This window comes from uncultured Martelella sp. (genome assembly GCF_963677965.2).
Lineage (GTDB): Bacteria > Pseudomonadota > Alphaproteobacteria > Rhizobiales > Rhizobiaceae > Martelella > Martelella mangrovi.
This window is the reverse complement of sequence record NZ_CAXXFM010000001.1, coordinates 2236312-2260769: the sequence shown is the minus strand read 5'-3', so window position 1 is coordinate 2260769 and position 24458 is coordinate 2236312. Positions and strand designations below refer to the sequence as shown.

At 61.8% G+C, this 24458-nt stretch carries 24 protein-coding genes; 12 read left to right on the top strand and 12 right to left on the bottom strand.

Features of this window, described 5'->3' with window-relative positions; all coding sequences use genetic code 11:
- Positions 1-42: 42 nt before the first annotated feature.
- Genes nadA through nadC form a run of 3 tightly spaced genes read left to right on the top strand, consistent with a single transcriptional unit; the run spans position 43 to position 3399 of the window.
- Positions 43-1011, top strand: coding sequence for a quinolinate synthase NadA (gene nadA, locus ACHZCU_RS10580; protein WP_319518747.1), 969 nt, complete (start codon positions 43-45; stop codon positions 1009-1011).
- Positions 1008-2543, top strand: a complete 1536-nt coding sequence (locus tag ACHZCU_RS10575) for an L-aspartate oxidase (RefSeq protein WP_319518746.1) — start codon at positions 1008-1010, stop codon at positions 2541-2543. Before nadA ends, ACHZCU_RS10575 begins: the two co-directional genes overlap by 4 nt.
- Before the next feature lies 1 nt (position 2544).
- The gene (gene nadC, locus ACHZCU_RS10570) at positions 2545-3399 is read left to right on the top strand and encodes a carboxylating nicotinate-nucleotide diphosphorylase (protein WP_319518745.1); all 855 of its coding nucleotides are present in this window, start codon (positions 2545-2547) and stop codon (positions 3397-3399) included.
- A gap of 9 nt (positions 3400-3408) precedes the next feature.
- Here the strand turns inward: nadC and ACHZCU_RS10565 are convergent, their stop codons facing one another.
- On the bottom strand, positions 3409-5235 hold the full coding sequence (locus ACHZCU_RS10565; protein ID WP_319518744.1) for an SLC13 family permease: 1827 nt from the start codon (positions 5233-5235) through the stop codon (positions 3409-3411).
- Between the two features lie 636 nt (positions 5236-5871).
- Between ACHZCU_RS10565 and ACHZCU_RS10560 the strand changes: the two genes are divergently transcribed.
- The gene (locus ACHZCU_RS10560; RefSeq protein ID WP_319519781.1) at positions 5872-6918 is read left to right on the top strand and encodes a DUF2778 domain-containing protein; all 1047 of its coding nucleotides are present in this window, start codon (positions 5872-5874) and stop codon (positions 6916-6918) included.
- An 83-nt stretch (positions 6919-7001) separates the two neighbouring features.
- Here the strand turns inward: ACHZCU_RS10560 and ACHZCU_RS10555 are convergent, their stop codons facing one another.
- Positions 7002-7748, bottom strand: coding sequence for an SDR family oxidoreductase (locus ACHZCU_RS10555; RefSeq protein WP_319518743.1), 747 nt, complete (start codon positions 7746-7748; stop codon positions 7002-7004).
- A gap of 444 nt (positions 7749-8192) precedes the next feature.
- On the opposite strand from ACHZCU_RS10555, the gene phaR reads away from it, so the two are divergent.
- The gene (gene phaR, locus ACHZCU_RS10550; protein WP_319518742.1) at positions 8193-8753 is read left to right on the top strand and encodes a polyhydroxyalkanoate synthesis repressor PhaR; all 561 of its coding nucleotides are present in this window, start codon (positions 8193-8195) and stop codon (positions 8751-8753) included.
- A 115-nt stretch (positions 8754-8868) separates the two neighbouring features.
- Here the strand turns inward: phaR and rpmF are convergent, their stop codons facing one another.
- The 3 genes from rpmF to ACHZCU_RS10535 all read right to left on the bottom strand — a co-directional run bounded on the left by rpmF (position 8869) and on the right by ACHZCU_RS10535 (position 10664).
- Positions 8869-9051 carry a 50S ribosomal protein L32 gene (gene rpmF / locus ACHZCU_RS10545; RefSeq protein WP_106309639.1) on the bottom strand — a complete coding sequence of 61 codons (183 nt, stop codon included), beginning with the start codon at positions 9049-9051 and terminating at the stop codon, positions 8869-8871.
- Between the two features lie 163 nt (positions 9052-9214).
- Entirely contained in the window at positions 9215-9862 is a 648-nt protein-coding gene (locus ACHZCU_RS10540; protein ID WP_319518741.1) for a glutathione S-transferase family protein, read from the bottom strand.
- Between the two features lie 82 nt (positions 9863-9944).
- Positions 9945-10664, bottom strand: coding sequence for a transglycosylase domain-containing protein (locus ACHZCU_RS10535; RefSeq protein ID WP_319518740.1), 720 nt, complete (start codon positions 10662-10664; stop codon positions 9945-9947).
- A gap of 130 nt (positions 10665-10794) precedes the next feature.
- On the opposite strand from ACHZCU_RS10535, the gene ACHZCU_RS10530 reads away from it, so the two are divergent.
- Both ACHZCU_RS10530 and ACHZCU_RS10525 read left to right on the top strand, forming a co-directional pair.
- Entirely contained in the window at positions 10795-11703 is a 909-nt protein-coding gene (locus ACHZCU_RS10530) for a farnesyl diphosphate synthase (RefSeq protein ID WP_319518739.1), read from the top strand.
- A 2-nt stretch (positions 11704-11705) separates the two neighbouring features.
- The gene (locus ACHZCU_RS10525) at positions 11706-12539 is read left to right on the top strand and encodes a glycerophosphodiester phosphodiesterase family protein (protein WP_319518738.1); all 834 of its coding nucleotides are present in this window, start codon (positions 11706-11708) and stop codon (positions 12537-12539) included.
- A gap of 8 nt (positions 12540-12547) precedes the next feature.
- Here the strand turns inward: ACHZCU_RS10525 and ACHZCU_RS10520 are convergent, their stop codons facing one another.
- Together ACHZCU_RS10520 and ACHZCU_RS10515 are read right to left on the bottom strand one after the other, a co-directional pair.
- Positions 12548-12838 carry an excalibur calcium-binding domain-containing protein gene (locus ACHZCU_RS10520; protein ID WP_319518737.1) on the bottom strand — a complete coding sequence of 97 codons (291 nt, stop codon included), beginning with the start codon at positions 12836-12838 and terminating at the stop codon, positions 12548-12550.
- Between the two features lie 15 nt (positions 12839-12853).
- The gene (locus ACHZCU_RS10515) at positions 12854-13861 is read right to left on the bottom strand and encodes a D-glycerate dehydrogenase (protein WP_106309630.1); all 1008 of its coding nucleotides are present in this window, start codon (positions 13859-13861) and stop codon (positions 12854-12856) included.
- A gap of 173 nt (positions 13862-14034) precedes the next feature.
- Between ACHZCU_RS10515 and ACHZCU_RS10510 the strand changes: the two genes are divergently transcribed.
- Positions 14035-14577, top strand: coding sequence for an SH3 domain-containing protein (locus tag ACHZCU_RS10510; RefSeq protein WP_319518736.1), 543 nt, complete (start codon positions 14035-14037; stop codon positions 14575-14577).
- Positions 14578-14583: 6 nt separating this feature from the next.
- Here the strand turns inward: ACHZCU_RS10510 and ubiG are convergent, their stop codons facing one another.
- The 4 genes from ubiG to ung all read right to left on the bottom strand — a co-directional run bounded on the left by ubiG (position 14584) and on the right by ung (position 18349).
- Positions 14584-15333 (bottom strand): bifunctional 2-polyprenyl-6-hydroxyphenol methylase/3-demethylubiquinol 3-O-methyltransferase UbiG, encoded by a 750-nt coding sequence (gene ubiG / locus ACHZCU_RS10505; protein ID WP_319518735.1) that lies wholly within the window; start codon positions 15331-15333, stop codon positions 14584-14586.
- A gap of 300 nt (positions 15334-15633) precedes the next feature.
- Entirely contained in the window at positions 15634-16023 is a 390-nt protein-coding gene (locus ACHZCU_RS10500) for a RidA family protein (protein ID WP_106309623.1), read from the bottom strand.
- Between the two features lie 103 nt (positions 16024-16126).
- Positions 16127-17554 carry an aldehyde dehydrogenase family protein gene (locus ACHZCU_RS10495; RefSeq protein ID WP_319518734.1) on the bottom strand — a complete coding sequence of 476 codons (1428 nt, stop codon included), beginning with the start codon at positions 17552-17554 and terminating at the stop codon, positions 16127-16129.
- 93 nt (positions 17555-17647) lie between these two features.
- Positions 17648-18349: a uracil-DNA glycosylase gene (gene ung, locus ACHZCU_RS10490; protein ID WP_319518733.1), complete on the bottom strand. Its 702-nt coding sequence runs from the start codon at positions 18347-18349 to the stop codon at positions 17648-17650.
- A 134-nt stretch (positions 18350-18483) separates the two neighbouring features.
- On the opposite strand from ung, the gene ACHZCU_RS10485 reads away from it, so the two are divergent.
- From ACHZCU_RS10485 to ACHZCU_RS10470, 4 genes are all read left to right on the top strand, one after another.
- Complete coding sequence (locus ACHZCU_RS10485; protein WP_319518732.1) at positions 18484-18855, top strand: DsrE family protein; 372 nt, start codon at positions 18484-18486, stop codon at positions 18853-18855.
- Between the two features lie 208 nt (positions 18856-19063).
- On the top strand, positions 19064-20035 hold the full coding sequence (locus ACHZCU_RS10480; protein ID WP_319519780.1) for an ABC transporter substrate-binding protein: 972 nt from the start codon (positions 19064-19066) through the stop codon (positions 20033-20035).
- A gap of 1 nt (position 20036) precedes the next feature.
- Positions 20037-20975 (top strand): ABC transporter permease, encoded by a 939-nt coding sequence (locus ACHZCU_RS10475; protein WP_106309608.1) that lies wholly within the window; start codon positions 20037-20039, stop codon positions 20973-20975.
- Positions 20975-21772 (top strand): ATP-binding cassette domain-containing protein, encoded by a 798-nt coding sequence (locus tag ACHZCU_RS10470; RefSeq protein WP_319518731.1) that lies wholly within the window; start codon positions 20975-20977, stop codon positions 21770-21772. Before ACHZCU_RS10475 ends, ACHZCU_RS10470 begins: the two co-directional genes overlap by 1 nt.
- A 64-nt stretch (positions 21773-21836) precedes the next feature.
- Here the strand turns inward: ACHZCU_RS10470 and ACHZCU_RS10465 are convergent, their stop codons facing one another.
- Positions 21837-24437, bottom strand: a complete 2601-nt coding sequence (locus ACHZCU_RS10465) for a glycoside hydrolase family 88 protein (protein ID WP_319518730.1) — start codon at positions 24435-24437, stop codon at positions 21837-21839.
- Between the last annotated feature and the right edge of the window lie 21 nt (positions 24438-24458).

The following is a 24458-nucleotide window of genomic DNA, read 5'->3' as shown; positions in this document are numbered from 1 at the left end:
TACCCGTCGGAGCCGATATCCGACCGCAAGGAGGAAATGCAGATGAACGCTCCCCTCTCCGCCGCTCTCTATGAGCGCGTTTCGCATGTGATTCCGAAAGCCGAATGGCTGAGCTTCGAAGACGATATCGAAGCCATTTTGCGGTTGAAGAACGAACGCAATGCCGTCGTTCTGGCGCATAACTACCAGACCCCCGAAATCTTTCACGGCGTCGCCGATATCGTCGGGGACAGTCTGGCGCTTGCCCGTGAGGCAACCCGGGTCGAGGCTGACGTGATCGTGCTGGCCGGCGTTCACTTCATGGCCGAAACCGCAAAATTGCTGAACCCGGAAAAGACGGTCCTGATCCCCGACATGGGCGCCGGCTGTTCGCTTGCCGATTCCATTACCCCCGCAGACATCGCACTTCTGCGCCAGGCCCATCCCGGCGTGCCGGTGGTGACCTATGTGAACACATCGGCGGCCGTGAAGGCGGCTTCGGATATCTGCTGCACCTCGGGTAATGCCAAACGCGTGGTGGAATCGCTTGGCGTGCCGAAAGTGCTGATGCTGCCGGACGAATATCTGGCCCGCAACATTGCGCGCGAAACCGATGTCGAATTGATTGCCTGGCATGGCCATTGTGAAGTGCATGAACTGTTTACGGCCGATGATGTGCGCGAGATGCGCGAGGCTTGGCCGGGCGTCACCATCATCGCCCATCCCGAATGCCCGCCCGAGGTTGTCGCGGAGGCGGATTTTTCCGGCTCCACGGCCGGCATGTCGGATTATGTCGGCAGCGCCAAACCCGGACGCGTGGTGCTTTTGACGGAGTGCTCGATGAGCGACAATGTTTCCGTGCAGCACCCCGAGGTCGATTTCGTGCGCCCCTGCAACCTGTGTCCGCATATGAAGCGCATTTCGCTCGCCAATATCCGCGCAGCCCTTGAGGAAAACCGCCACGAGGTGATCGTCGATCCGGCGATTGCCGATGGCGCACGGCGCGCGGTTGAACGGATGCTTGCAGTATGAGCGCGCCTGTCGCCGTGATCGGTTCCGGCATCGGCGGCCTTGTCACCGCGCTGGCACTCGCGCCGCAGCCGGTTCTGCTGATCACCAGGGCCGAACTCGGCGCCGGGACCTCCAGTGCCTGGGCCCAGGGCGGCATTGCCGCAGCGCTGGGCGAGGATGACAGCCCCGAACTGCACCTTGAAGACACCCTTGGCGCAGGCGACGGTCTTTCCGATCGCAATGCCGCCCGCGCCATTGTCTCCGCAGCACCCGAGGTCATCGCCTTTCTGGAGCGCCACGGCGTTATTTTAGACCGGGAGGAAAACGGCGCATTTCAGCGCGGCCTTGAAGCGGCGCATTCGCGCCATCGGATCCTGCATGCCGGCGGCGACGCGTCCGGCGCGGCCATTGTCGCGGCACTTGCAAAGGCGGTTGCCGCCACGCCCTCCGTCACCGTAATGTCCGGCACCGAGGTCCGCCGCCTGCTGGTTGAGGATAACAGCGTGCGCGGCCTTCTCTGCGTCCGCAACGATCGGGCTATCCCCATCGAAACGGGTCGCGTCGTGCTGGCAACCGGCGGCATTGGCGGGCTTTATCATGCCTCGACCAACCCGGCCGGGAATTTCGGACAGGGCGTGATGCTGGCCGCCCGCGCGGGCGCCGCCCTATCCGATATGGAATTCGTGCAGTTCCACCCGACAGCGCTGGCCTCTGCGACAAGGCCTCTGCCGCTAATCAGCGAGGCTGTCCGTGGCGAGGGCGCAATCCTGGTCAATGACAGGGGCGAGCGCTTTCTTGCCGAAACACCGGGCGCCGAACTGGCGCCCCGCGATGTTGTCGCCCGTGCGATTGCCGCTGAAATGGCCCTTGGCCGAAAAGTCTTTCTCGATGCACCGCCGGCACTTCGGGCTCGCTTTTCCACACGCTTTCCGGCCATTACCGGAATCTGCGCGCGCGCAGGGATCGACCCGGCGACAGATCGCATCCCCGTGCGTCCCGCCGAGCATTACCACATGGGCGGCATCGCCACCGATATCGATGCGCGCACCACCGTTTCGGGCCTGTGGGCCGTCGGGGAATGCGCAGCCACGGGCCTGCATGGCGCCAACCGGCTTGCCAGCAATTCGCTGCTGGAAGCCGCAGCGGCAGGCCTGGCCGCCGCACGGGATATCGCCGCCCGCCCCGGCATTGCCACCAGCCATTCGATTGCCACGGCCGTGCCGCCGGCCGCCCAGACGGACCGGGTGCGCTCGATCGTCTCCCGCCATCTGGGGGTGATCCGCAACGGCCCCGCGCTTGCAACGGCCGTCACAGCGCTTCTGCCGCTCGCGCAAAGCACCGGCCCAGACGCCGATCCGGCCGTGGTGGCGCTTTCGGTCGCTGTTTTCGCGGCCTTGCGCACGGAATCGCGCGGTGCCCATGCCCGCAGCGATTTTCCGGAAAAATCCGCGCACCCGCACCGTCGCACCATGACCCTCGATGAAATTTTCACGGCCGCCGGGACCATTTCCGGCGCACACCCGATCCACCATTCACTCGCCCGGAGCGCCTGACATGCAGTCCCTGCCCCGCCTCGTCATCGAACCTGCCGTCCGCCGTGCGCTTGAAGAAGACCTCGGCCTTGCCGGCGATATCACCGCCGATTCAGTCATTCCGCCGGCCCATCACTCCTCGGTGGTCATGGCTGCCAGAAAGCCGGGCGTGGTCGCCGGGCTCGATGCCGCAGAACTCGCTTTCACGCTCGTCGATCCATCGATCCGCCTGACCCGGCACGCGGAAGACGGCAGCGCCATTGCGGCCGGCGATATCATCGCGACCGTGACCGGTCCGTCGCGTGCATTATTGACCGGCGAGCGCACCGCGCTCAATTTTCTCGGCCATCTCTCCGGCATCGCCACGGTCACGGCAGGCGTGGTCAAGGCGGTTGCCGGCACGGGCGCTGCCATTGTTTGCACACGCAAGACGACGCCGGGCCTCAGGGCGCTGGAGAAATACGCCGTACGGGCCGGCGGCGGCGGCAATCACCGTTTTTCGCTTGCCGATGCCGTGCTCATCAAGGACAATCACATCGCCATTGCCGGCGGCATTGCCACCGCGATCCGCCGCGCGAAGGAAAACGCCGGCCATATGGTGAAGATCGAGGTCGAGGTCGACACGCTCGCCCAACTCGAAGAAGCCATGGCCGAAGGCGTCGATGCGGTCCTCCTTGACAACATGTCCGCCGAGACGCTGCGCCGCGCCGTTGAAATTGTTGCCGGCCGCGCCATCACCGAAGCCTCCGGCGGGATCACGCCGGAAACGGCAGGTGATGTCGCAAAAGCCGGTGTCGATCTGATTTCCATCGGCTGGCTGACACATTCCGCCCCGGTTCTCGACATTGGTCTCGACTATCGCGACGCCACCGGCTGAACCGGCGCGTCAGAGATTGTAATACCACGGCGCCAGCAGCGAAAAGACGACGGTAATGAGCGCGATCAGCGGCAGACCGGCGCGCAGGAAATCGCGAAAGCCGTAATGCCCCGGCCCCATGACCATGAGGTTGGTCTGATAGGCAATCGGCGTTGCAAACGAGCAGTTGGCTGCGTAGATGACGGCAGCGGCAAACACCTCCGGCGGCGCCCCGATCCGGCGCGCCATGTCCAGCGAAATCGGAATGAACAGCGCCGATGTCGCATTGTTCGACAAAAGGTTGGTCAACAGCGCCACCGCAATGAACAGCAGGGCCAGAACCACCGGCGCCGACGAGCCGCCGCCCAGCCCCACAATGCCTTCGGCAATCAGGCGCGCGCCGCCGGTCGCCTCCAGCGCGGTTGCCATGGCAATGGAAGCGCCGACAAGCAGGAAAATCTGGCGGTCGAAGGCGCGGGCGGCCTGTTGAAAGGTCAGGCAACCGAAAACGATCATCAGCAACGCGCCGACCACCGAATTGACCACCATCGGCGAAAGCCCGGTCGCCGACAACGCCACGATGCCCCCGAAAATGACGCTGGCAATCAGCGACTTGTCGCGCGGCGGCACGCTTTCGGCCGAATGTTCGAGCAGCAGAAGGTCGTGATTGCCCCGCATCGACATGACGTCATCTTCATTGCCGCCGATCAGAAGCGTATCACCGGCCTCGAACCGCAGCTGTGAAAGCGGCGTGCGCGCCATCCGGCTTTTGCGCCTGACCCCGAAGATCGTGACGTGGAAGCGCTGCTGAATACCGCTGAACCGCACCGTTCGCCCTTCGAACAGCGAACCGGGCGCAATCACGGCCTCGGCAAGGTGATAGTGCGGCCCGACCTTGCGCTCACGCGCCGGCACGGTGCCATCTGGCGGCTCGGAAAGGCTGATCTCGCCCTTGGCAAGCATGTCCATGAAGGCCTTGCGCGTGCCGGTCATCTGCAACCGGTCGCCCGGCTCAAGGGTGAGCCCGTCATCATAGGGCGGCAACAGAACCCGGCCGTTGCGGATCAGCGCATGCAGCGACATCGGGGTGAGGTTGGGAAAGAACCCCGAGCGCGCACTGTCGCCTGCAAAACGGCTGGACGACTGCAGGACGATCTCGCCCAGAAACTGCGTGCCTGAACTTTGAAGACCGGATTTTTCCTCCGAACGTTCGCTGTCGAGAATTCGGGGCAGAATGAACAGAACATAGAGATAGCCGACCCCCGCCAGTATCAGCCCCATGCCGGTAATATCGAAGAAACCGATATCCAGCCCTTCCCGCGCCGCCATGCCGGCGGCGATCAGGTTGGTGGACGAGCCGATCATCGTCGTCATGCCGCCGAAAATGGTGATGAAGGAAAGCGGCATGAAAATCTGATAGGCCGGAAGGCGGAAACGGGCCGCAAGCGACGTCAGCACCGGAATGAAAATGACAACCACCGGCGTATTGTTCAGGAATGCCGACGTCACCCCCGCAACGACAAGAATAATGGCGATGGAGAGCCGCGGATTGCCGCCATACATCCGGCCGATCCGGTTGGTGAGGCCTTCAAGCGCATCGGTGGCAAACAGCCCCTTGCCAACGATCAGCAGCGCCAGAACGGTGACCAGTGCCGGCGAGGCGAAGCCGGAAAGCAGGGCTTCAATCGAAACCGCGCTGCCGGTTTCCGGCTGATAGGGAAACGTGCCGAACAGCACCAGCAGCAGCGAGATCGAGGCAAGCGCTATGCTCTCGACGGGAAATCGGTCGAGTGCATAGAAGACAATCGTTCCGGCGATAATTGCCAGCGTGGCGTAGAGATGAAAATTCTCAACCAAGTCGAGGCCTCATGGCCGAAAACCGATCAATGCGGGCCAACCGGAGAAAAGCAGGCCAAACTTGTCAAACCGGTCCGCAGCTTGCTATGAAATTGGCAATCTGAAATTGACCGGCACCAGGACCGGTCGGGCGGATATTGAACGGAAACAGAGACCTTCGCAAGCCTCGCAGCGGGTGGAATGTTGTTGTTTCATGCCGCATGTTTCCCGCGACGCGCTGCGCGCCAGGCCTTTTTTCTTCCGGCCGCATTTTGTCCGCTTTTTGCCAATACCGGCAAATTCAGACGAAAAATTTACGCGAACGTCAAGGTCCTTTCGGGGGCCGTTCAGCACACGAAAGGCATCTGCATGACAGCGGCATTTCTCGCGGCTCTTTTGCCACACACTTCAACCAAACGCACTAACGCAAAATCTGGTTTCAAAGTTCCCCGGTGTTTCTGTGAAAAACCTGCTCTGACGAAAAAACACGCCTGCGAAAGCCGGGGTAATGAAAAATTTACCCTGAGTGCATTAATTTGCCGGCTGAAAACAGACACACCATCTTTGAGTATTGCGTAGGAAGTGTGGCTCGTGACGTCGAGAAAAACCAGACATTCGTCCATTCGTGGCGGCCATAAAAGCCGTTTGTTCCGATTGGTGGCAGCATCCGCCATCCTGCTTGTCACAGGGGGCGCGATCGCCACGATTGCATCATCGCCCATCATTTCGGCGACAGTCTCCAGGCCGCATCTTGCCGCTTCGGGCAGCGCGCTTCTGGCGGTAAACCCGGCCTTCCGGTCACCGGAACGCGCCCAAAGCGCCAAGGCGTCGCGTCTTCTGGCCGCGCGGGAAGGACAGGGACGGGCACAGACGCTGAAGCCCGAGGATGTACGCCTCTCCTATCTCAAGCCGAAGCTTGAACGCAGCGGCCACTCCGCCCTGACGGACCGGCAGCGCAAGCTGGTCGGCGAGCAGATCGCCGAAAATGCCGATGCCAATGTTGCCCTCGCCGGCCTGCCGCCGGAGCTGACCCCGGCAACACCGGCCGCAACCAAAACGCCGGAGTCTATTCCTGCAAGCACCGCGCTCGCCAGCGTTTCGCCCAAGGATCACCCGGCAGACGGCGCCGACGACGCCTTCAAGCTGGTCTTGCAGGGCGCTGACGATTCCCGGCTTGCGCCGGGCGAAATCCCCACACCGGAAAAACGCCCGGCCGCCCTCACCCTTGCCTATGCCGATTTCGGCCATGACGGCCTCGACGGCATTTTCGGGGAAGTGCCGGAACGCACATCCAAGGTGGCCGTTTACGATATCGCCGCCGGCAAGGTCTACATGCCCGACGGCGAGGTCATGGAGGCGCATTCCGGCAAGGGCAAGTACCGCGACAACCCGGACTATACCCATGTGAAGATGGCCGGCGCCGTGCCCGCGGCAACCTACAAGCTGACCATGCGCGAGTCGCTTTTCCATGGCGTGCCGGCCCTGCGGATGACGTCGGTTGACGGCACCCATCCTCTCGGCCGGACCGGGCTGCTGGCCCACACCTACATGCTGCGGACACCGGGCGATTCACACGGGTGCCTTGTCTTCAAGGATTACTACAAGTTCCTGAAGGCCTATAAGGCCAACAAGGTCGATTACATCGTCGCCGTGCCAAGCCTCAAGGAAGGCCTGAGCGTCCAGCTGGCAAGCCGCACGAGCTGAAAACGTTCGCACGTTCACCTGAAGCATCAGACAGAGGCGGTCTCGACGGACCGCCTCTTTTTTGTGGTCTTTTCGGCGGCAGGCTATTTGACCGGTTCGAGTGAGCCGGTTGTTGCGCCGCCATCGATGATGAATTCCGCGCCGGTGGAATAGCTCGCCTCGACCAGCAGAAACCTGACGAGGCGCGCGACTTCTTCCGGCTGTCCGTAGCGCGCTATCGGCTGGCTGGCGACAAGGTCATCCCCGAGATCCGCCGTCATCGGTGTGGCAATCGGCCCGGGGTGAATGGAGCAGACCCGCACATTGTCGCGCGCCAGATCGAGCGCGGCCGCCTTTGTCATGCCACGCACCGCCCATTTCGATGCCGCATAGCCGAATACGGATGCGACCCCGTAAAGGCCGGCGGTGGACGAGGTATTCACGATCACGCCGCCGCCTGCCCTGATGATTGCGGGTGCGGCAAAATGCATCCCGTAGAAGACGCCATTGGCGTTGATGTCCATGATCTTGCGGAAATCTTCGGGCGTGCAGTCCTTCACACTGGAAAACTGCACGATGCCGGCATTGTTGAACAGCGCATTGACGCCGCCGAAAGCCTCTTCCGTGGCCGCAACAATGGCCTCCCAGTCTTCCGGCCGGCTGACGTCCAACCGATGGAAACGCACGTTTTCACCCAGTTCCCCGGCAAGTTTTTCACCGGCGTCGTCAGCAAGATCGCCGATCATGACCTTCGCACCGCCTGCAGCGAGCAAACGCACCGTTGCCGCGCCGATACCGCCGGTTCCGCCACTGACGATCACCTTAAGATCGTCAACCTTTTCAATGCCCATGATTTTTCCTCCCGTTTCGACAGCCTGCAGCTTCGTTCGAAGTCAGGCACATATGATGTGATGTCTGCGACACATGGTTTCCAGATGCCCTGCCCCGGGGAGCGTTTGCAGCAGCCGGCACGACAAGACGAGAGACATGAGGCCTGTGGAAAAGCCGGCGACAACACACGGACCCGACAAGGCCGAACGACGCAGGTGCTGCACTTGCGATATCGGCCCTGCGCAACAGCGCGGCCGGTCCGCGACTGCGGCCTTTCGGTCACAAATCCATGGTTCCAAACGGCCCGCAAAACACCGTCTTGGCCCCGCACCGGCGATGACAGGCCGGCCGCTGCAGGATAGGGCGTTGTCGCTGCATTGCGATAAAACGATTGTAACACCACGTTTTTTGAGGTTACATCTGGGGTGGGAAGAGGAAACGACAAACGCGGGGAGGAGAGACAAATGCCCGTACGCGACGGACCGACTGCGATCAAGAAATATGCCAATCGCCGGCTCTACAATACCGGCACCAGCAGCTACGTGACGCTCGAAGATCTGGCGGACATGGTGAAACAGGGAGAGGAATTCACCGTTCAGGATGCCAAGTCGGGCGACGACATCACCCACACGGTGCTGACCCAGATCATCTTCGAACAGGAAGCGAAATCCGGACAGGGCGTCCTGCCGGTCTCCTTCCTTCGGGAAATCATCGGCTATTACGGCGACCAGATGCAGGCCATGCTGCCCGGCTTTCTCGAAAATGCCATGAAGGCGTTTTCCGAACAGCAGGCCCATATGCGCGAGCAGATGGACAAGGCGCTTTATGAAAACCCGCTCAAGCGGGAATATTACCGCAAGGAAGAGGCGGCGCGCCGCTCCGGCCTTGGCGCCAGCAGCTATCGCACCAAAGCCACAGCCGACGACAGCGATGCAGAGGAACCGGCTGTTCATGCGGTGACCGGAGACCTCGACGACCTGCGCAACCAGCTGCGGGTTCTGCAGGACCGAATCGACAATCTTTAAAGCGCATGGCGTCTGAAACGGTTTCAGACGCCATCCATTTTGCCGGGTCCCGAAAACAGAAAAACCGCCCCGAGGGACGGCTTTTCAAATGCTTTTCGGTAAACCGATCTTTCGATCAGGCTTCCTTCGGCGTCAGAACCTGACGGCCGCGATACATGCCGGTCTTCAGATCGACATGGTGCGGACGGCGCAGTTCGCCGGAATTCTTGTCTTCGACATATGCCGGAGCCTTGAGAGCGTCTGCAGCACGGCGCATACCGCGCTTGGACGGGGTCGTTTTTCTTTTCGGTACAGCCATTGGACTACTCCAGTTTCGGCAAGGCCTGATCCGCGGCGGGCATAACCACCGCAAGTTCGTCCTTGAAATTCATGAAATTTGGCGCGCTTATACAGGTCTTGTGCCCGTTTGACCAGTCCCTCCGGCATTTTTTTGACTCATACCGGAAAGCAGCCATTCAGCCTCAGATCTCTTCTTCCGGGATAATCCAGCTTTCGGCCAGCGCGCCGTCACGCCAGCGCTGGAAAGCGGGCAGGCTTTTGACCGCATTCATATAGGCAAGCGTCACGCTGTCATCGGCCAGTTCGTAGATCTCCAGGCGGTTGACGACAGGCGCATACATGGCGTCAGCAGCAGAAAAATGGCCGAACAGGAAAGGCCCGCCCGAGGCCTCAAGCGCATCGCGCCACATGGTCTTGATGCGGGTGACATCGGCCTTTACGGCATCATCGACCGCCAGCGGCGACGGCTTGCGGCCGAAATTCATCGGGCAGGCGCCGCGCAGTGCCCGCAAGCCCGCGTGAATTTCCGCGGAAAGCGTGCGGGCGGCGGCGCGTTCGACCCTGTCAGCAGGCCAGAGCTGGGCTTCGGGGTAAAGCTCCGCGACATATTCGATGATCGCCAGCGATTCCCAGATCCGGACCTTGCCGTGATGCAGCACCGGCACGAGGCCGACCGGCGAAAGTTCGCGAAAACGCGGATTTCCGGCCGGAAAATCAAACGGGATCAGCACTTCCTTGAACGGAATGCCCGATGCTTCCATGGCAAGCCATGGCCTCAACGACCAGGAAGAATAGCGCTTGTTGCCGATATAAAGCGTCAGATCACGCATGGGGCGGTGTCCTTTCCGTTCATAACTCCTCAGCGGGAATTACCCTGAAACGCTGCCGCCACACCAATGGATTTATCGGATATCAGTCATAAAGGCAGTGAATGTATGCGCCGGAGCGTGCGGCAAGCCGCTCCACGCGGTTTGCAAGCCGGTTCATATGAGCGCTCGGTGCGGCGGCCTGCCTGCCGGTGGGGTTCGGCAGGGACACGGCCAGCAGGGCGGCCTGACGGCGGGAAAGATCGGCAGCGGAAACCCCGAACTGCTCCTGTGCTGCAGCCTCGATGCCGAAGGTCTCCGGCCCCCATTGGGCGATGTTGAGATAGACCTCCATGATCCGTTTCTTCGGCCAGAAAGCATCGGCGGCAACCGCCAGCGGCAGCTCCAGAACCTTGCGCAGATAAGAGCGGCTGTTCCACAAAAACAGGTTCTTGACCGTCTGCATGGGGATGGTGCTGGCCCCGCGCGTCTCTTCACCGGCGAGCGCATCCTTGACCACGGCTTTGTATTCGCGCCAGTCGATGCCGTAGTGATTGCAGAATTGCCCGTCTTCCGACATCAGCACCGATTGTACCAGAACCGGGGCGATATCATCGAAGGCGACCCACTCCCGGTCATAGCCGGTAAAAATCCGCGACAGCATCGGCACCGAGACAGGATGCACGAAGGCCGGACGGTAAAGCGGCAGCAGCAAATAAGGCAGAAGAACCGCAACAAGCAGCACAAGCGCGACGATACGGAACCAGCGCCGGAAAAAGCTCCGCCGCGGGGCTTCATCCTCATCAAACTCCGGCGTTTCGCCCATATATCAACCGATCCTCATAAAAACCGCCTTCTCCTTAGCCCGAAAACGGCCTGTTTGAAAAGAAGGCAGCGGCAATATGCGCCGGTCATTCCGGCTTGAACGGCGCCCGGCGCCATGCCAAGAGAAGCGCATGACAGATCAGACCTTCACCGCCCGTCTTGACGATGCTCGCCAGCAGGTGGAAGCCCGCCTCGACGCTCTTCTCGGCCCCGCCCCCCTTGCCGGCGAAACCGCCCGTCCGCCAACGCTGATGGCGGCAATCCGCCATGGCGTGTTAAACGGCGGCAAGCGCTTCCGACCGTTTCTCGTAATCGAAAGCACCCGGCTTTTCGACGGCCCGCAGGAGGCCGCGCTCAGGGTGGCCGCCGCACTGGAATGCGTTCACTGCTATTCGCTGATCCACGACGATCTGCCGGCCATGGACGATGACGATCTCAGGCGGGGTCGGCCGACGGTGCATAAAGCCTTTGACGAGGCCGGCGCCATTCTGGCGGGCGACAGCCTGCTGACACTTGCCTTCGACATCATTGCCGATGATGCCACCGGGCTTGAGCCTGCAGCGCGGCTGAAGCTCGTCTCGGCGCTGGCGCGGGCAGCCGGGGTTGGCGGCATGGTGGGCGGTCAGGCACTGGACCTGGCGGCGGAAAAATCACCGCCCGACGAAGCCGGCATCGTCACGCTGCAGGCCATGAAGACCGGCGCGCTGATCCGGTTCGCAGCCGAAGCGGGCGCGATCATTGCCGGCGCCGGCGAAGACGAACGCGCGCGGCTTCATCGCTACGGCGCCGTGGTCGGCCTTGCCTTCCAGCTTGCCGATGACCTGCTCGACCTGACGGCCGATAGCGAAACCATGGGCAAGGCAACCGGCAAGGATGTCGGACGCGGCAAGGGCACGCTGGTTGCCCTTCACGGGGTCGAATGGGCGGAAAACCGCCTTGGCGAACTGGTGGACGAGGCCTCAACATTGCTGTCGCCCTTCGGTGCAAAAGCCGAAACCCTGGTCGAGGCGGCCCGCTTCGTCGCCAAGCGAAAGAACTGAGCGTGACAGCACCCGTCGCCATTATCCGCAAAGGCCACCGCACGCTTTTGAAATGGCATCGCGGAAAGCGCTTTCCGGCCGATACGCCATTTTCGAGAGCCCGCATCGCCGAGGGCCTGCAAGCTGGCGCAAGCAGCGAAATCGATCTGCAGCTGACCGCTGACGGCGCCCTGGCGGTGCTGCACGACGAACGGCTGGAACAATCGACCACCAGCACCGGACCGGTCGCCATGGCAAGCGCCGATCAGGTCCGCGCTGCCCGTCTTCTCGATCCCGCCGGACGGGATAGCGGCGAAAACGTGATGCTTTTCGATGATCTGGCCCAGTTGGTGGCAACAAGCAGCGTCGACGATACCGCCATTCTGCAGCTCGATCTCAAGGAGCCGCTTTCCGCCTTTTCACCGGACAGTATTGCCCGCTTTGCCGAAGCCGTCCGCCCGGTCGCCCGCTACATGATCCTGTCCGGCGGGCATGCGGATGCCGTCAGGCGACTTTCGCAAGCCGCACCCGGTCTTTTGACGGGCCATGATCCCTGCCTGGACGGCGCGATGGAAAAGGTGATGGCAAACGGCCGCTACGCCGCGTTCGTCGCCAATGCCCTGGCAACCGCGCCTGAAGCAGAGATGTTCTACCTCCATTTCGAACTGATTTTCGCCGCAGAAGACGCCGGTTTCGACATGATCGCCGCTTTCCATGCCGCCGGAAAGACCGTTGATGCATGGACGATCAGGGGCAGCAGCGCGGAAGACCTTGCGCGCGTCGAGCGGCTTCTGGCGCTGAAAGCCGACCAGATCACCACCAATGACGCCGACGGGCTTTTTGCTGCATTGGGATGATGCGTCCGTCAGCAGCCGATCCGGCTGCGGATGCGATTGACCTCGATCCGTGATTTGCAGACATTCTCACACGGGATGCCGTCACTGTCGCCGTCGGCCCGGCGATAGCCGCCGCACCAGTGCTGCACCGCCTCTGCACAGCTGGACGCCTGCCCGCAGGTCCAGCCGGCCACCGGCACGACTGGCACGACCGGCAAAACCGCCGGCGACATCGGTGCGGGCATGCGCGATTCAACCGCGACCGGCCCACCGGCGACGATCAGCAAGGTGAAGAACACGAGACCGTGCAAACGGCGCATCGGCTTCGCTCCGCTTCAATCCCGCCCCGGCAAAACCCGGTTCGGCGGGCGGTGGCCGTCGAAGAAGGTGCGGATGTTGATGATCACCTTGTCACCCATATCAACCCGGCTTTCGAGCGTCGCCGAGCCCATATGCGGCAGCAGCACGGCCTTGCCGTTCTTCGCCAGTTCCAGCAGGCGCGGATTGATATCCGGTTCGTTTTCAAAGACATCGAGACCGGCCCCGGCAATCCTGTCTTCCTCGAGGCATCTGATCATCGCCTCTTCATCGATGACATCGCCGCGCGAAGTGTTGACGATATAGGCTTCCGGCCGCATCAGCTGCAGGCGGCGGGCGGAAATCAGGTGATAGGTCGCCGGCGTCGACGGGCAATTGACCGAAACGATATCGACACGGGCCAGCATCTGATCGAGGCTGTCCCAGTATGTCGCCTCCAGCTCGGCCTCGGTTTCCGGGCTGATGCGGCCACGATTGTGGTAGTTCACCGAAAGCCCGAAGGCCTTGGCCCTACGCCCGACCGCGGTGCCGATGCGGCCCATGCCGACAATGCCGATACGCTTGCCCCAGATGCGCCGACCGAGCATCCATGTCGGGTTCCAGCCCTGCCACTCGCCGGGTTCGGCGCGCGACAGGAAGCGTGCGCCCTCGGCAAGCCTGCGCGGCACGGCCAGCACCAGCGCCATGGTCATGTCGGCTGTGTCTTCCGTCAGCACGTTCGGCGTATTGGTAACGGTGATGCCCTTTTTGGCGGCGGCGTTGACATCGACATTATCGACGCCGTTGGAAAAGCTTGCGATCAGCTTCAGCCGCGGCCCGGCCTTTTCGATCAGCTCCGCATCGATCCGGTCCGTCAGGGTTGGCACCAGAACATCGGCCCGGCCCATGGCATCGGCCAGTTCGTCACGCGACAGCGGACGGTCGTCGCGGTTCAGCGTAACCGAAAACAGTTCCTGCATACGCGCCTCGACCGGCGCGGGCAGTTTTCGCGTGACAAAGACATCGGGTTTCTTCGGGTGGGTCATCGGTTAACAGCTCATTAAACATGTTTGGCGATAATGCACATATTGCAGGCGCATTTCCACCGGAAGCGGAACGCCGCGGCGCGAAAACATTGCTGTCGCAGCGCCGAAGCCGTTTCCGTGCCGAAATCACGCCATGCAAGCCCTCAAACCGGGCGGACTATCAAAGGGTTGCCATGCGTCGTATCGTCAGTCTGTTCCTGTGTGCGCTTTTCGTCTTCGCCGTTGTCTCGCCGGTGTCGCCGGTTCAGGCACAGAGCGAACGGCGCGGAGCCTCCGGTGCGCCGCTTCCCCGCTTTGCCATCATCAAGCCGGATCGTGCCCGCATGCGCGTCGGACCCGGTTTCAACTACGCCACCAAGTGGATCTACCAGCGTCCCGGCCTGCCCGTCGAGATCATCGAGGAATACGCCGTCTGGCGCCAGGTCCGCGATGCCGACGGCACGGAAGGCTGGATGCATGTGTCGGTGCTGTCGTCGGTGCGCAACGCGATGGTCGCGCCATGGCTGCGCGGAAACAGTGCGAAAGAGGACAATTATCTCGCTGTGAAGGCCAGCGCCAATGATTCAGCCCGCAATGTTGCCAGCATCGAACCCGGCGTGATCGTCCATCTGGAAGAATGCGACGGCACCTGGTGCGAACTCGAGGTCAAGGGCGTTTCCGGCTACATGCACCAGAACGATCTCTGGGGCGTCTATCCCAACGAAGTTTTCCGGTAGACCGCTTCAGGCCTCCGGCTTGGTCGTCAGCACCATGTAGTTGACATCGGTGTCCGTCGAACGGTTCCAGCTGTCGGTCAACACACTATAGAACACGCCCTGACGCTCCACGATCTCCATGCCGACGTCTTTCAGCGGCTTCTCGATTTCCTCGGGCCGCACCAGCTTTTCATACTGATGGGTGCCCGGCGGCAGCCAGCGCAACACCCGCTCGGCCGCAAAGATCGCCAGTGCCCGGGCCTTCAGCGTGCGATTGATGGTCGCCACCAGCATCATGCCGCCGGGTCGTACCAGAGAAGCGCTTGTCTTCAGGAAGAAGTCGACATCCGAAACATGCTCGACCACCTCCATGTTGAGCACGATATCGAAGGTCTCGCCCGCTTCGGCCAACGCTTCGGCTGTGGTCGCGCGATAATCGATCTCCAGCCCCGATTCAGCGGCGTGGGTGGTGGCAATGCCGATATTCTTTTCGGCCGGATCGATGCCGGTAACACTGGCGCCCATGCGTGTCAGGGGTTCCGCCAGAAGCCCGCCGCCGCAGCCGACATCGAGGATCTTCAGGCCCGTGAGCGGCCGCGCCGATTTCTCGTCACGGCCAAAATGCTTGCACGCCTTTTCCCGGACATAGGAAATCCGCACCGGATTGAACTTGTGCAGCGGCTTGAAATTGCCGGTCGGATCCCACCATTCGGCCGCCATTTTCGTGAACCACTCGACCTGGCTGTCGTCGATTGTCGTCTTGGCGGCGTTATTCATCGGCCTGATCTCCGGGTGATGCGTGCCTGCTTTGAAAACAAACACGCTCTGTCTCAGTGTTGCGGTGCGCAAGGGGGGCGGTTGATAGCGTCCCGCACCAGCCTTGTCCCTTTCGCTTATAGAAGCGGTGTCAACCGGCGGCAAGCAAGACGCTGAAAGCATTCACGGCAAGCTGTGCGCACCGACCGCCATAGTATTACCGATTTAGGGCGATTTTCACTGTTTCCAAGCCCATAATCGCCGCCTGCCCTGTGCCCGTTCCTGCCTGCTGACCTCCGGCCGGATAGGTAAAAAGCAGCATCACGGCAGTTTGGCGGCCGTCACCTCGACTTCGACCAGAAACTCGGCGCGGGTGAAACCGCTGACGATCAGCAGCGTGGAAACCGGCTTCGGGTCCGTGACGAAGCGGTCGCGGACATCCATATAGGCGGGAAAATCCTCGCGGGTCGTGACATAGCCATTGATGCGGATCACGTCCTCAAACCCCATATCGGCTTCAGCGAGGATCTTGCCGATGGCCTCGAAACACAGTTCCGCCTGCGCGCTGACGGAGCGCGGGATCACGTCGTCCGCACCGATGCCGAGTTGACCGGAGGTCACAAGCAGCCCGGCGCCCGGCGGCACATAAAGGCCGTGGCTGTAGTTGCCGAAGGGCTTGCGAACGCCGGCCGGATTGATGCTTTTCTTCATGTGAAACCGCCTCTGAAAACCTGTCTTACCGCCTGACCGCAGCCGGACCCGGCTGCAACGGCCAAGCGGGTCCGGCCACAATGTAGCGTCTTCTGCGGGAATTTTAAGCCTTGTAGCCGCGTATCCCCTTGATTTCGAGAAAATCCTCCATGCCCCAATCGGCAAATTCGCGACCATTGCCGGACTGTTTGTAGCCGCCGAAGGGGATCGATGTATCCCAATCGCTGTCGTTGATCGAAACATTGCCGGCGCGAAGCCGCATCGCCACGGCGCGGGCATGGTCGATATCGCCCGACTGAACATAGGCGGCGAGCCCGTATTCGGTGTCGTTGGCGATATCGATCGCCTCCTGCTCGCTGCCGTAGGGCAGGATCGACAAGACCGGACCGAACACTTCCTGCCGGGCGATGGTCATGTTGTTATCGACATTGGCGAACACGGTCGGCTGCGCAAAATAGCCGCGATTGATCCCGTCGGGTCGGCCCGGTCCGCCGACCGCCAGCGTCGCGCCTTCCGCAATCGCCGTCTCGATCAGGCCCTGAACCTTTTCATATTGCCGGTCGCTGACCAGCGGGCCGAGATCGGTGTCTTCGGATCCGGGATCGCCGACCTTCAGGGTTTTGGCCGTCCGCCGGGCGATGTCGACGGCCGCGTCATGTTTTGCCGCCGGCACCAGCATGCGCGTCGGCGCGTCACAGGATTGCCCGCTGTTCTGGAAACAATCCCGCACGCCGCGCGAGACCGCATCTTCAAGATCGGCATCATCCAGCACGATATTGGGCGATTTACCGCCGAGCTCCTGGCACACCCGCTTGACGGTATCGGCCGCCGCCTTGGCAACGATGATGCCTGCGCGCGTCGAACCGGTAAACGACACCATATCGACTTCCGGGTGTTCGGCCATCACCTGGCCGACATCCGGGCCGGTTCCGTTGACAAGGTTGAACACACCGGCGGGAACGCCCGCCTCCTCCAGGATTTCGGCAAAGATGATCCCTGTCAGCGGCGCGATTTCGGACGGTTTCAGCACCATGGTGCAGCCCGTCGCAAGCGCCGGCGCCACCTTCGCCGCGATCTGGTTCAGCGGCCAGTTCCACGGTGTGATCAGCGCACAGACCCCGATCGGTTCCCGCACGATCAGGCCGCGATTGCGCACCTCGGAAAAGCTGAATGTGCCGAGCGCCTCCAGCGTCGAGCGAATATGCGCGGCGCCGACGGGCACCTGCGCGCCTTTCGCCAGAGCCAGCGGCGCACCCATTTCGCTGCTGACGGCCGCCACAAGATCATCCGTGCGCGCCATGTAGCATTGCAGGACACGCTCCAGAAGCTGCATCCTCTCTTCGCGCGTGGTGCGTGAAAAGCTGTCAAAGGCCTTGCGCGCCGCCATCACGGCCTTGTCCACATCGCTCGCGCCGCCAAGGGCAATGGTGGCAATGGCCTCTTCGGTTGCGGGATTGATGACATCGATCGTCTCCGACCGGTCGGGATTGACCCATTTGCCGTCGATAAAGAAATTCGAATGGTGCGACATCCGCCCCTCCTCTGATTGTTTTCAAGCCTTGATGTAACATAGACAGGCGGCAGCGAGATCGCAGACGCCGCCTGTCTTGAACGGCGCACGCCGTCAGCTGTCTTCGGGATCTTCCGGCAACTGCCAGTCCACCGGCTCCATCCCCTGCTCCAGAAGAAACTGGTTGGCTTTGGAAAAATGCCGGCAGCCGAAAAAACCGTTATGAGCGGAAAGCGGCGATGGATGGGGCGATTTCAGCACCAGATGACGGGATGTGTCGACGAAGGATGCCTTTTTCTGCGCATAGGCGCCCCAGAGCATGAAGACGACATGGGGGCACTCGTCATTGACCACGCGGATGACGGCGTCGGTGAAATTCTCCCAGCCCTTGCCGCGATGGGAGGCCGCAGCGGCCTGCCGCACGGTGAGAACGGAGTTCAGCAGCAGCACGCCCTGCTTCGCCCAGTGTTCCAGAAAGCCGTGATTGACCTTCTGGAAACCGACATCGGTGGCCAGTTCCTTGTAGATATTGACCAGCGATGGCGGCACGCGCACGCCCGGCTGCACCGAAAAGCAGAGCCCGTGGGCCTGTCCCGGGCCGTGATAGGGGTCCTGCCCGAGAATGACCACCCTGACGCTTTCAAGCGGGGTCAGGTCGAGCGCGCGGAAATATTCATTTCCCTTGGGAAAAACGGTCTGCCCGGCGCGCTTTTCTTCCACCAGAAAGGAACGGAGCGCGGCCATATAGGCGCTCTCGAATTCCGGTTTGAGTTTTTGCCGCCAGCCTTCCTCAAGCCTGATTTCGCTTTCTGCCATCACACACCCTATCCCTTGTCAGACGCTCTCCTTGTTATCGCCGCCGCCGCGGCGATGCAATTGCCTGCGAAAATGTCACACTTGTGCGCGCCCTGTCGCGTATTAGATGTGTGACGGGAAAAGGAGGAGCAAACATGCAGCCCACAGCTTTCGTATCAACGCTTTTCGACGGAAAATCCAACCCGAACAAGGTCACGGTCGCCTTCACCATGGCGGTCAATGCCCTTGCCAAGGGGCACAGCGCCACCTTGATCCTGATGGCGGAGGCCGTCGAACTCGGAAGGCCGGGTGCCGCCGACGGAATGGCGATCGGCGCGCCCTTTGCCCCCGTACCCGACCTTCTGGCGAAATTCCGCGAGACCGGCGGCAATATTGCCATTTGCGGCGCCTGCATGAAGCATAACGGCTTCAGCGCGGAAGACATGGACCCCGATTTCGAGATCATCGCCGCCCCCGACGTGATCGACCTTCTGATGAACGCGGAAGGCTCGCTGCAGATCACCTGAGGCCGGACCGGCCGCGGCGAATGCGACGCCCGACAGCGCAGCCCCTGTGGCGCGCGGTGTCTGCTTGCCTGTCGTCAACAAAATAAAGTCGTCAAGGGCGATGTTCCGGCGTTGACCGCCGCCAAGCGGCAGGCCAAACTGCCGGGCGTGATTACGCCGCGCGACGCCGCGCAAGAATAATCCTGACAGGGGGTTCAATATGCTCAAACTGAAGACAGCGGTGCTGGCCACCGCCGCCGTGGCCGCGATGGCGGGTTTTGCCGCGCCGGCATTGGCGCAGGACACCGACGAGAAGACCGTCGCCATTACCTATATCGTCGAACATCCCGCCCTTGACGCCGTGCGCGAGGGCATTATCGAAAGCCTCGCCGAAAAGGGCTATACCGAAGGCGACAACCTGACGGTGGTTGCCCGTTCCGCGCAGAACAACATGACCACCCAGACGCAGATTGCCTCGGAATTTGCAGGTCTCAAGCCCGATGTCGCGGTTGGCATTTCCACGCCGTCGGCCCAGGCGTTGAAAAATTCCATGGGCGATGCGCCCGTCATCTTCGCCGCCGTCACCGATCCGGTGGCTGCCGGCCTCGTCGAAAATCCCGAGCATCCGGAAGCCAACATTACCGGCACATCCGACAAGCAACCGCCCAAACCCGCACTGGAGCTGATCCAGAAACTGGTGCCCGACGTCAAGACCATCGGCGTGATCTACAATCCCGGCGAAGCCAATTCGGTCGTACAGGTTGAAGACATCAAGGCAGGCGCCGCAGAACTCGGCCTCGAGGTCGTTGAAAGCCCCGCCGCACAGTCGAGCATGGTGCCGGACGCCGCCCGCAATCTCGTCGGCAAGGCGGATGCCATCCTGCTGCCGACCGACAATTCGGTCATCTCGGTGCTTGAGGCCATCGTCACCGTCGGCGAGCGCGCGCAGCTGCCGGTGTTCACCACAGATACCGATTCCGTCGAGCGCGGCGCGATTGCAGCGCTTGGCTTCAACTACGCCGAAATGGGCAAGGTCACCGGCGACATGGTTGCCGAAATTCTGGCCGGCAAGACGCCCTCGGAAATCGCCGTTGTCGTGCCGGGCAATCAGGACCTGTTCCTCAACATGAAGGCGGCGGAAGCCATGGGCATCACGGTGCCTGACGACATCAAGAACAGCGCCAAGAAGGTCATCGAATAATATGACGCTTTTCGCACTCGCCGGGGCCTTTGAGACCGGCTTGCTCTTCGCCCTCGTGGCGTTGAGCATTTTTATGTCATTTCGGGTTCTCGACTTTCCCGATCTGACGGTGGACGGAAGTTTTCCCCTCGGCGCGGCGGTTTCGGCCGCCAGCATCATCAACGGCGTCGACCCTTTCCTCGCAACGTTTTTCGGCATGCTCGCAGGTGCCGCCGCCGGTTTCGTGACCGGCCTGTTGAATGTGCGCTTCGGGATCATGAACCTTCTGGCGGGCATCCTGTCGATGGTCGCGCTGTTTTCCGTCAACCTTCGGATCATGGGACGGCCGAACCTGCCGGTCTACGGCCACGACACGGTGTTTTCACGCTTTGAAAGCGCGGTCGATGCCGGACTGTGGAGCAATACGATCCTGCTTTTGATCATCGCCATCGGCGCCAAGCTGATTGTCGACTGGTTCCTGAAGACCGAGATTGGTCTCGGCCTCAGGGCCTCGGGCGAAAACCCGGCCATGGCCGAAGCCCAGGGCATTCGCAACGGCGCGATGACGCTGCTCGGCATGTCGATTGCCAATGCGCTCTGCGCGCTCGGCGGGTCGCTGTTTGCCCAGATGCAGGGCGTTGCCGATGTGACCATGGGTGTCGGCACGATCGTTACCGGGCTTGCGGCGCTGATCATCGGCGAAGCCATTCTCGGCCGTCGCACCGTGTTTCTGGCAACGCTCGGCTGCGTTATCGGCGCTATCGTCTACCGGCTTTTCATTGCGTTTGCGCTTTCAGCCGGTTTCATCGGCATCCGCCCGCAGGACCTCAACCTGATCACCGCCATCGTCGTGGCCGTCGCCGTGGTTCTCTCCCAGAACCGGGGCAAGCGCGGACGCAAGAGCCTTTTCAATTTCAAGCTGGTGCGCGGCGCGCAGCAGCCAGATGAGGGACAGGACTGATGCTTTCCCTTTCTGATATCCGCCTCACCTTCAATCCGGGCACTGCAACGGAAGTCAAGGCGCTGCGCGGCGTTTCCATGGCGATCGATGAAGGCGAATTCGTCACCGTGATCGGCTCGAACGGCGCCGGCAAGTCGACGCTGCTGTCATCCGTGGTCGGCACCGTCAAACCCGACAGCGGCTCCGTCAAGCTCGACGGGCTGGATGTGACCGACTGGCCCGCGGCCAAGCGCGCCCGCTATGTCGGCCGCGTGTTTCAGGAACCGCGACTGGGCACCTGTTCCTCGCTTTCCATCGAGGAAAATCTGGGGCTGGCCGCAGCCCGCGGCAAGAAACGCGGTCTTGGTCTTGCCCTTGGCAAGAAGAACCAGAAGGCGATGTTCGCCGAGCATCTGGAAAAGCTTGGCCTCGGGCTCGAGCATCGCATGGGCACGCCGATCGGCGCGCTGTCGGGCGGCCAGCGGCAGGCCGTCAGCCTGTTGATGGCTACACTGCTGCCGATGAAGATCCTGGTGCTGGACGAACATACGGCGGCGCTCGACCCATCCGCCGCCCATAAGGTGCTGACGCTGTCGGACGAGATCGCCAAGGAACGCAAGCTGACCACGCTGATGGTGACCCATTCGATGCGCGACGCGCTGGCCTATGGCACCCGTACGCTGATGATGAATGCCGGCCGGATCGTCCTCGACATCAAGGGTGAGGAACGCTCAAGGCTTCAGGTCTCCGACCTGCTGGAACGCTTCGGACGCGCTGCCGGCACCGATATCGACGACGACCAGCTCGTGCTGGCCTAGCTGTGGAGCCACAAAAAAGGCGGCTGACCTTTCGGCCAGCCGCCAGCTTCGGGAGGAAGCTTTTTTATGATTGTGAGCGGGCAAGCAGCTCGGCAAATCCCATCATGAACGGGCCGACGCCCTTGATATCGTCGGGATTGAGCGTCTCGGTCAGGTAATAGCCGGGCGTGCCATCGCGATACTGGCCATTGAAACCGCCGAGACCGGCAACCCAGACGATGGCGCCCAGAACGCGCCGGCCACTGTCGTCGATTTTGAACGCGTTCCTGTAAAGCGATTCAAAGGCTTTCCGGCCGGTGCCGGCGGTTGCGCCAAGACCGAGACGATCCGCTTTCAAAAAGGCATAGGCAAACATGGCCGTTGCCGAGCTTTCCGGATAATTGCCGCCAAGTTCCGGCCGGTCGGGCACCTGCAGCCAGCGGCCGTCAGTGGTTGCGAGCGCTGCCAGCCTTTCGGCAAGCGCAGCCCAACGCGCAATGATCTGCGAGCGCTGCTCGCCCTCCGGCAGGTATTCGACGAGATCGACCATCGCCATCGCGGCCCAGCCGATGGCACGCGACCAGTGGGCCGGCGACTGCCCGGTATCCTTGTCCGCCCAGGGCTGCGCCCTGGCGGAATCATAGGCATGGCGATAGAGCCTGCTTTCGGCGTCATAGGTCAGTTCAAGCCCGGTCAGCAATTCGTTGGCCGCCTCGGTCACGAGATCCGGCCGGTCGAATGCGAGACCGTATTCAGCCTTGAAGGGCAGCCCCATATAGAGCCCGTCAAGCCAGACCTGTTCGGGATAGCGGTGTTTGTGCCAGTGCGGGCCTTCCTTGACGCGCGGATGCTCGGCCAGTTGGGCAACAAGCTGGTCGGCGGCCTTGCGATAGCGCGGATCGTTGGAGCGCCGCGCCAGCCAGATCAGCGCACGGCCGGAAAGAATGTTATCGATGTTGAAATCATCCGCCACATAGCCATTCATCACGCCATCTTCGTCAACCTGCGCGTTGACATGGCGGACGAGGTGATCGAACCAGCGCGCTTCCCCGGTCGTCTCGTAAAGCGCAATCAGACCACGATAAAGGCAGCCGTCCTCATAACAGAGCGAACCGCCCTTGTAGGCGCGGTAATCGGCGGCGTATTCGTCGCAGTAGCGCAGCAGTGCCTGACGGTAATAGGGTTCTTCGGCGCTTTCGTTGACGAAAATGACATTGCGGGCCGTGACGGAAGCGTTTTCGGCGATGACGCCGCCATGGCGCACGGGATCGATCCCGCAGGCCATCACCGGTGGCTGCGCTTCTGCGCCCGGCGCGTAGGAGACGGTATAGTCCTCGATCGTCACGTTCTCGATCGGCATTTCCGGCAGGCCGTAAAAGGCGGCCGCCGAAGTGTGCACATTGCGTGCGACGATGCGGCGGAAGGTAATCTCCGACATCCGCGGCGTGCGGTCATCGACCGGCAGCGCGGCGCGCGACTGTACGTAGTCCGACTTGCCGTCGGCATCGCAGAAATAGAATGCGTTCATCACGAACGGGCTTGCGACATTGTCCATGTCGCAGTCCTCGACCAGAATGCGGGAAACGAAACCGCCGCGCCCGCGCCGCGTCTTCACGCGCAGGCCGCGATCCGTGTCGCGCATTTCGCAGCGCGCCACTGTGACGCCGGAGACCGTGCCGCTCATTTCCGAACCGATGACGACGCCGCCATGGCCGCGTTCCATGAAGCAGTTTTCGATGCGGATATTACGGGTCGGCCCGTCGAGCCCGCCCTTGGGATCGCGCTTGCCGGCCTTGATGGCGATGCAGTCATCGCCGACCGAGAAATGAATGCCGCGCATGCGGACATTTTCGCAGCATTCCGGATCGAACCCGTCCGTGTTGGGGGAACCCGGATCGCTCTCGATCTTCACATCGGCCACCAGCATATCGGCGGTGAACACCGGATGCACCATCCAGGACGGTGAATTGCGCACCGTGACACCTGTGACGGTGACATTGCTGCAGTGGTTGAAGAACAGGCTGCGCGGACGACGCGCGCCATTGCGGGTTTCCTTGGCCCACTGCCACCAGTCGCCGCGATCGCCGCCGGCATCGATGACACCGCCGCCGACAATGGCGATGTCGGACGCCTCGATTGCCGTCAGGAGACTCGCATAACAGGCCTCGGCGACGCCTTCCCAGGTGCCGAGCACACGCCCGTTTTCGTCGCGGGCGGGCAGGATCGGGTATTGATCGCGGTCGGCAATGCCATAAAGCACGGCTTCGGGGTCCAGCATCAGCGTCAGGCCGGATTTCAGGAAAAGCGGCCCGCTTTTCCACACGCCCGGGCCGAAATAGAGCGTCGCGCCTTCGGGCAGACCGTCGATTGCCTTCTGGATCGCAACCGCATTGTTTTCCGACTGAAGGCTGGCGCCGAAATCAGCAACATCGGCGAATTCGGTTTCCGGCGCTGTGACGAAATCAAGCGCCTCGTCGCCGATGACCAGACGATAGGCCGTGTGCGGCTCAAGGCCATTGATCGAGAATACGGTGCGCTCGCTCACGCCTTCTGCCACCGTCTCACCGGTGTTTTCCGTCGCAAGCCGCCAGGACACCGGGGCCTTCAGGAAGTATTTATTCTCGCCGGAAAAGACGGCAAAGGTCACCGTCCTCGCCGAAACGGCGAGCAACTCAATGGCATTCATCATGGTCGTCCAAGCAGGATA

Excerpts from the sequence above, each read along its gene's own strand:
- rpmF (WP_106309639.1), bottom strand. The coding sequence starts at position 9,051 with ATGGCTGTACCGAAAAGAAAAACGACCCCGTCCAAGCGCGGTATGCGC.
- ACHZCU_RS10520 (WP_319518737.1), bottom strand. The coding sequence starts at position 12,838 with ATGCGCCGTTTGCACGGTCTCGTGTTCTTCACCTTGCTGATCGTCGCC.
- ung (WP_319518733.1), bottom strand. The coding sequence starts at position 18,349 with ATGGCAGAAAGCGAAATCAGGCTTGAGGAAGGCTGGCGGCAAAAACTC.
- ACHZCU_RS10470 (WP_319518731.1), top strand. The coding sequence starts at position 20,975 with ATGCTTTCCCTTTCTGATATCCGCCTCACCTTCAATCCGGGCACTGCA.
- ACHZCU_RS10500 (WP_106309623.1), bottom strand. The coding sequence starts at position 16,023 with ATGAAGAAAAGCATCAATCCGGCCGGCGTTCGCAAGCCCTTCGGCAAC.
- ACHZCU_RS10555 (WP_319518743.1), bottom strand. The coding sequence starts at position 7,748 with ATGGGCATTGAAAAGGTTGACGATCTTAAGGTGATCGTCAGTGGCGGA.
- ACHZCU_RS10515 (WP_106309630.1), bottom strand. The coding sequence starts at position 13,861 with ATGACCCACCCGAAGAAACCCGATGTCTTTGTCACGCGAAAACTGCCC.
- ubiG (WP_319518735.1), bottom strand. The coding sequence starts at position 15,333 with ATGAATAACGCCGCCAAGACGACAATCGACGACAGCCAGGTCGAGTGG.
- ACHZCU_RS10575 (WP_319518746.1), top strand. The coding sequence starts at position 1,008 with ATGAGCGCGCCTGTCGCCGTGATCGGTTCCGGCATCGGCGGCCTTGTC.
- ACHZCU_RS10465 (WP_319518730.1), bottom strand. The coding sequence starts at position 24,437 with ATGAATGCCATTGAGTTGCTCGCCGTTTCGGCGAGGACGGTGACCTTT.
- ACHZCU_RS10475 (WP_106309608.1), top strand. The coding sequence starts at position 20,037 with ATGACGCTTTTCGCACTCGCCGGGGCCTTTGAGACCGGCTTGCTCTTC.
- phaR (WP_319518742.1), top strand. The coding sequence starts at position 8,193 with ATGCCCGTACGCGACGGACCGACTGCGATCAAGAAATATGCCAATCGC.
- ACHZCU_RS10510 (WP_319518736.1), top strand. The coding sequence starts at position 14,035 with ATGCGTCGTATCGTCAGTCTGTTCCTGTGTGCGCTTTTCGTCTTCGCC.
- ACHZCU_RS10530 (WP_319518739.1), top strand. The coding sequence starts at position 10,795 with ATGACAGATCAGACCTTCACCGCCCGTCTTGACGATGCTCGCCAGCAG.
- ACHZCU_RS10535 (WP_319518740.1), bottom strand. The coding sequence starts at position 10,664 with ATGGGCGAAACGCCGGAGTTTGATGAGGATGAAGCCCCGCGGCGGAGC.
- ACHZCU_RS10495 (WP_319518734.1), bottom strand. The coding sequence starts at position 17,554 with ATGTCGCACCATTCGAATTTCTTTATCGACGGCAAATGGGTCAATCCC.
- nadA (WP_319518747.1), top strand. The coding sequence starts at position 43 with ATGAACGCTCCCCTCTCCGCCGCTCTCTATGAGCGCGTTTCGCATGTG.
- nadC (WP_319518745.1), top strand. The coding sequence starts at position 2,545 with ATGCAGTCCCTGCCCCGCCTCGTCATCGAACCTGCCGTCCGCCGTGCG.
- ACHZCU_RS10485 (WP_319518732.1), top strand. The coding sequence starts at position 18,484 with ATGCAGCCCACAGCTTTCGTATCAACGCTTTTCGACGGAAAATCCAAC.
- ACHZCU_RS10540 (WP_319518741.1), bottom strand. The coding sequence starts at position 9,862 with ATGCGTGATCTGACGCTTTATATCGGCAACAAGCGCTATTCTTCCTGG.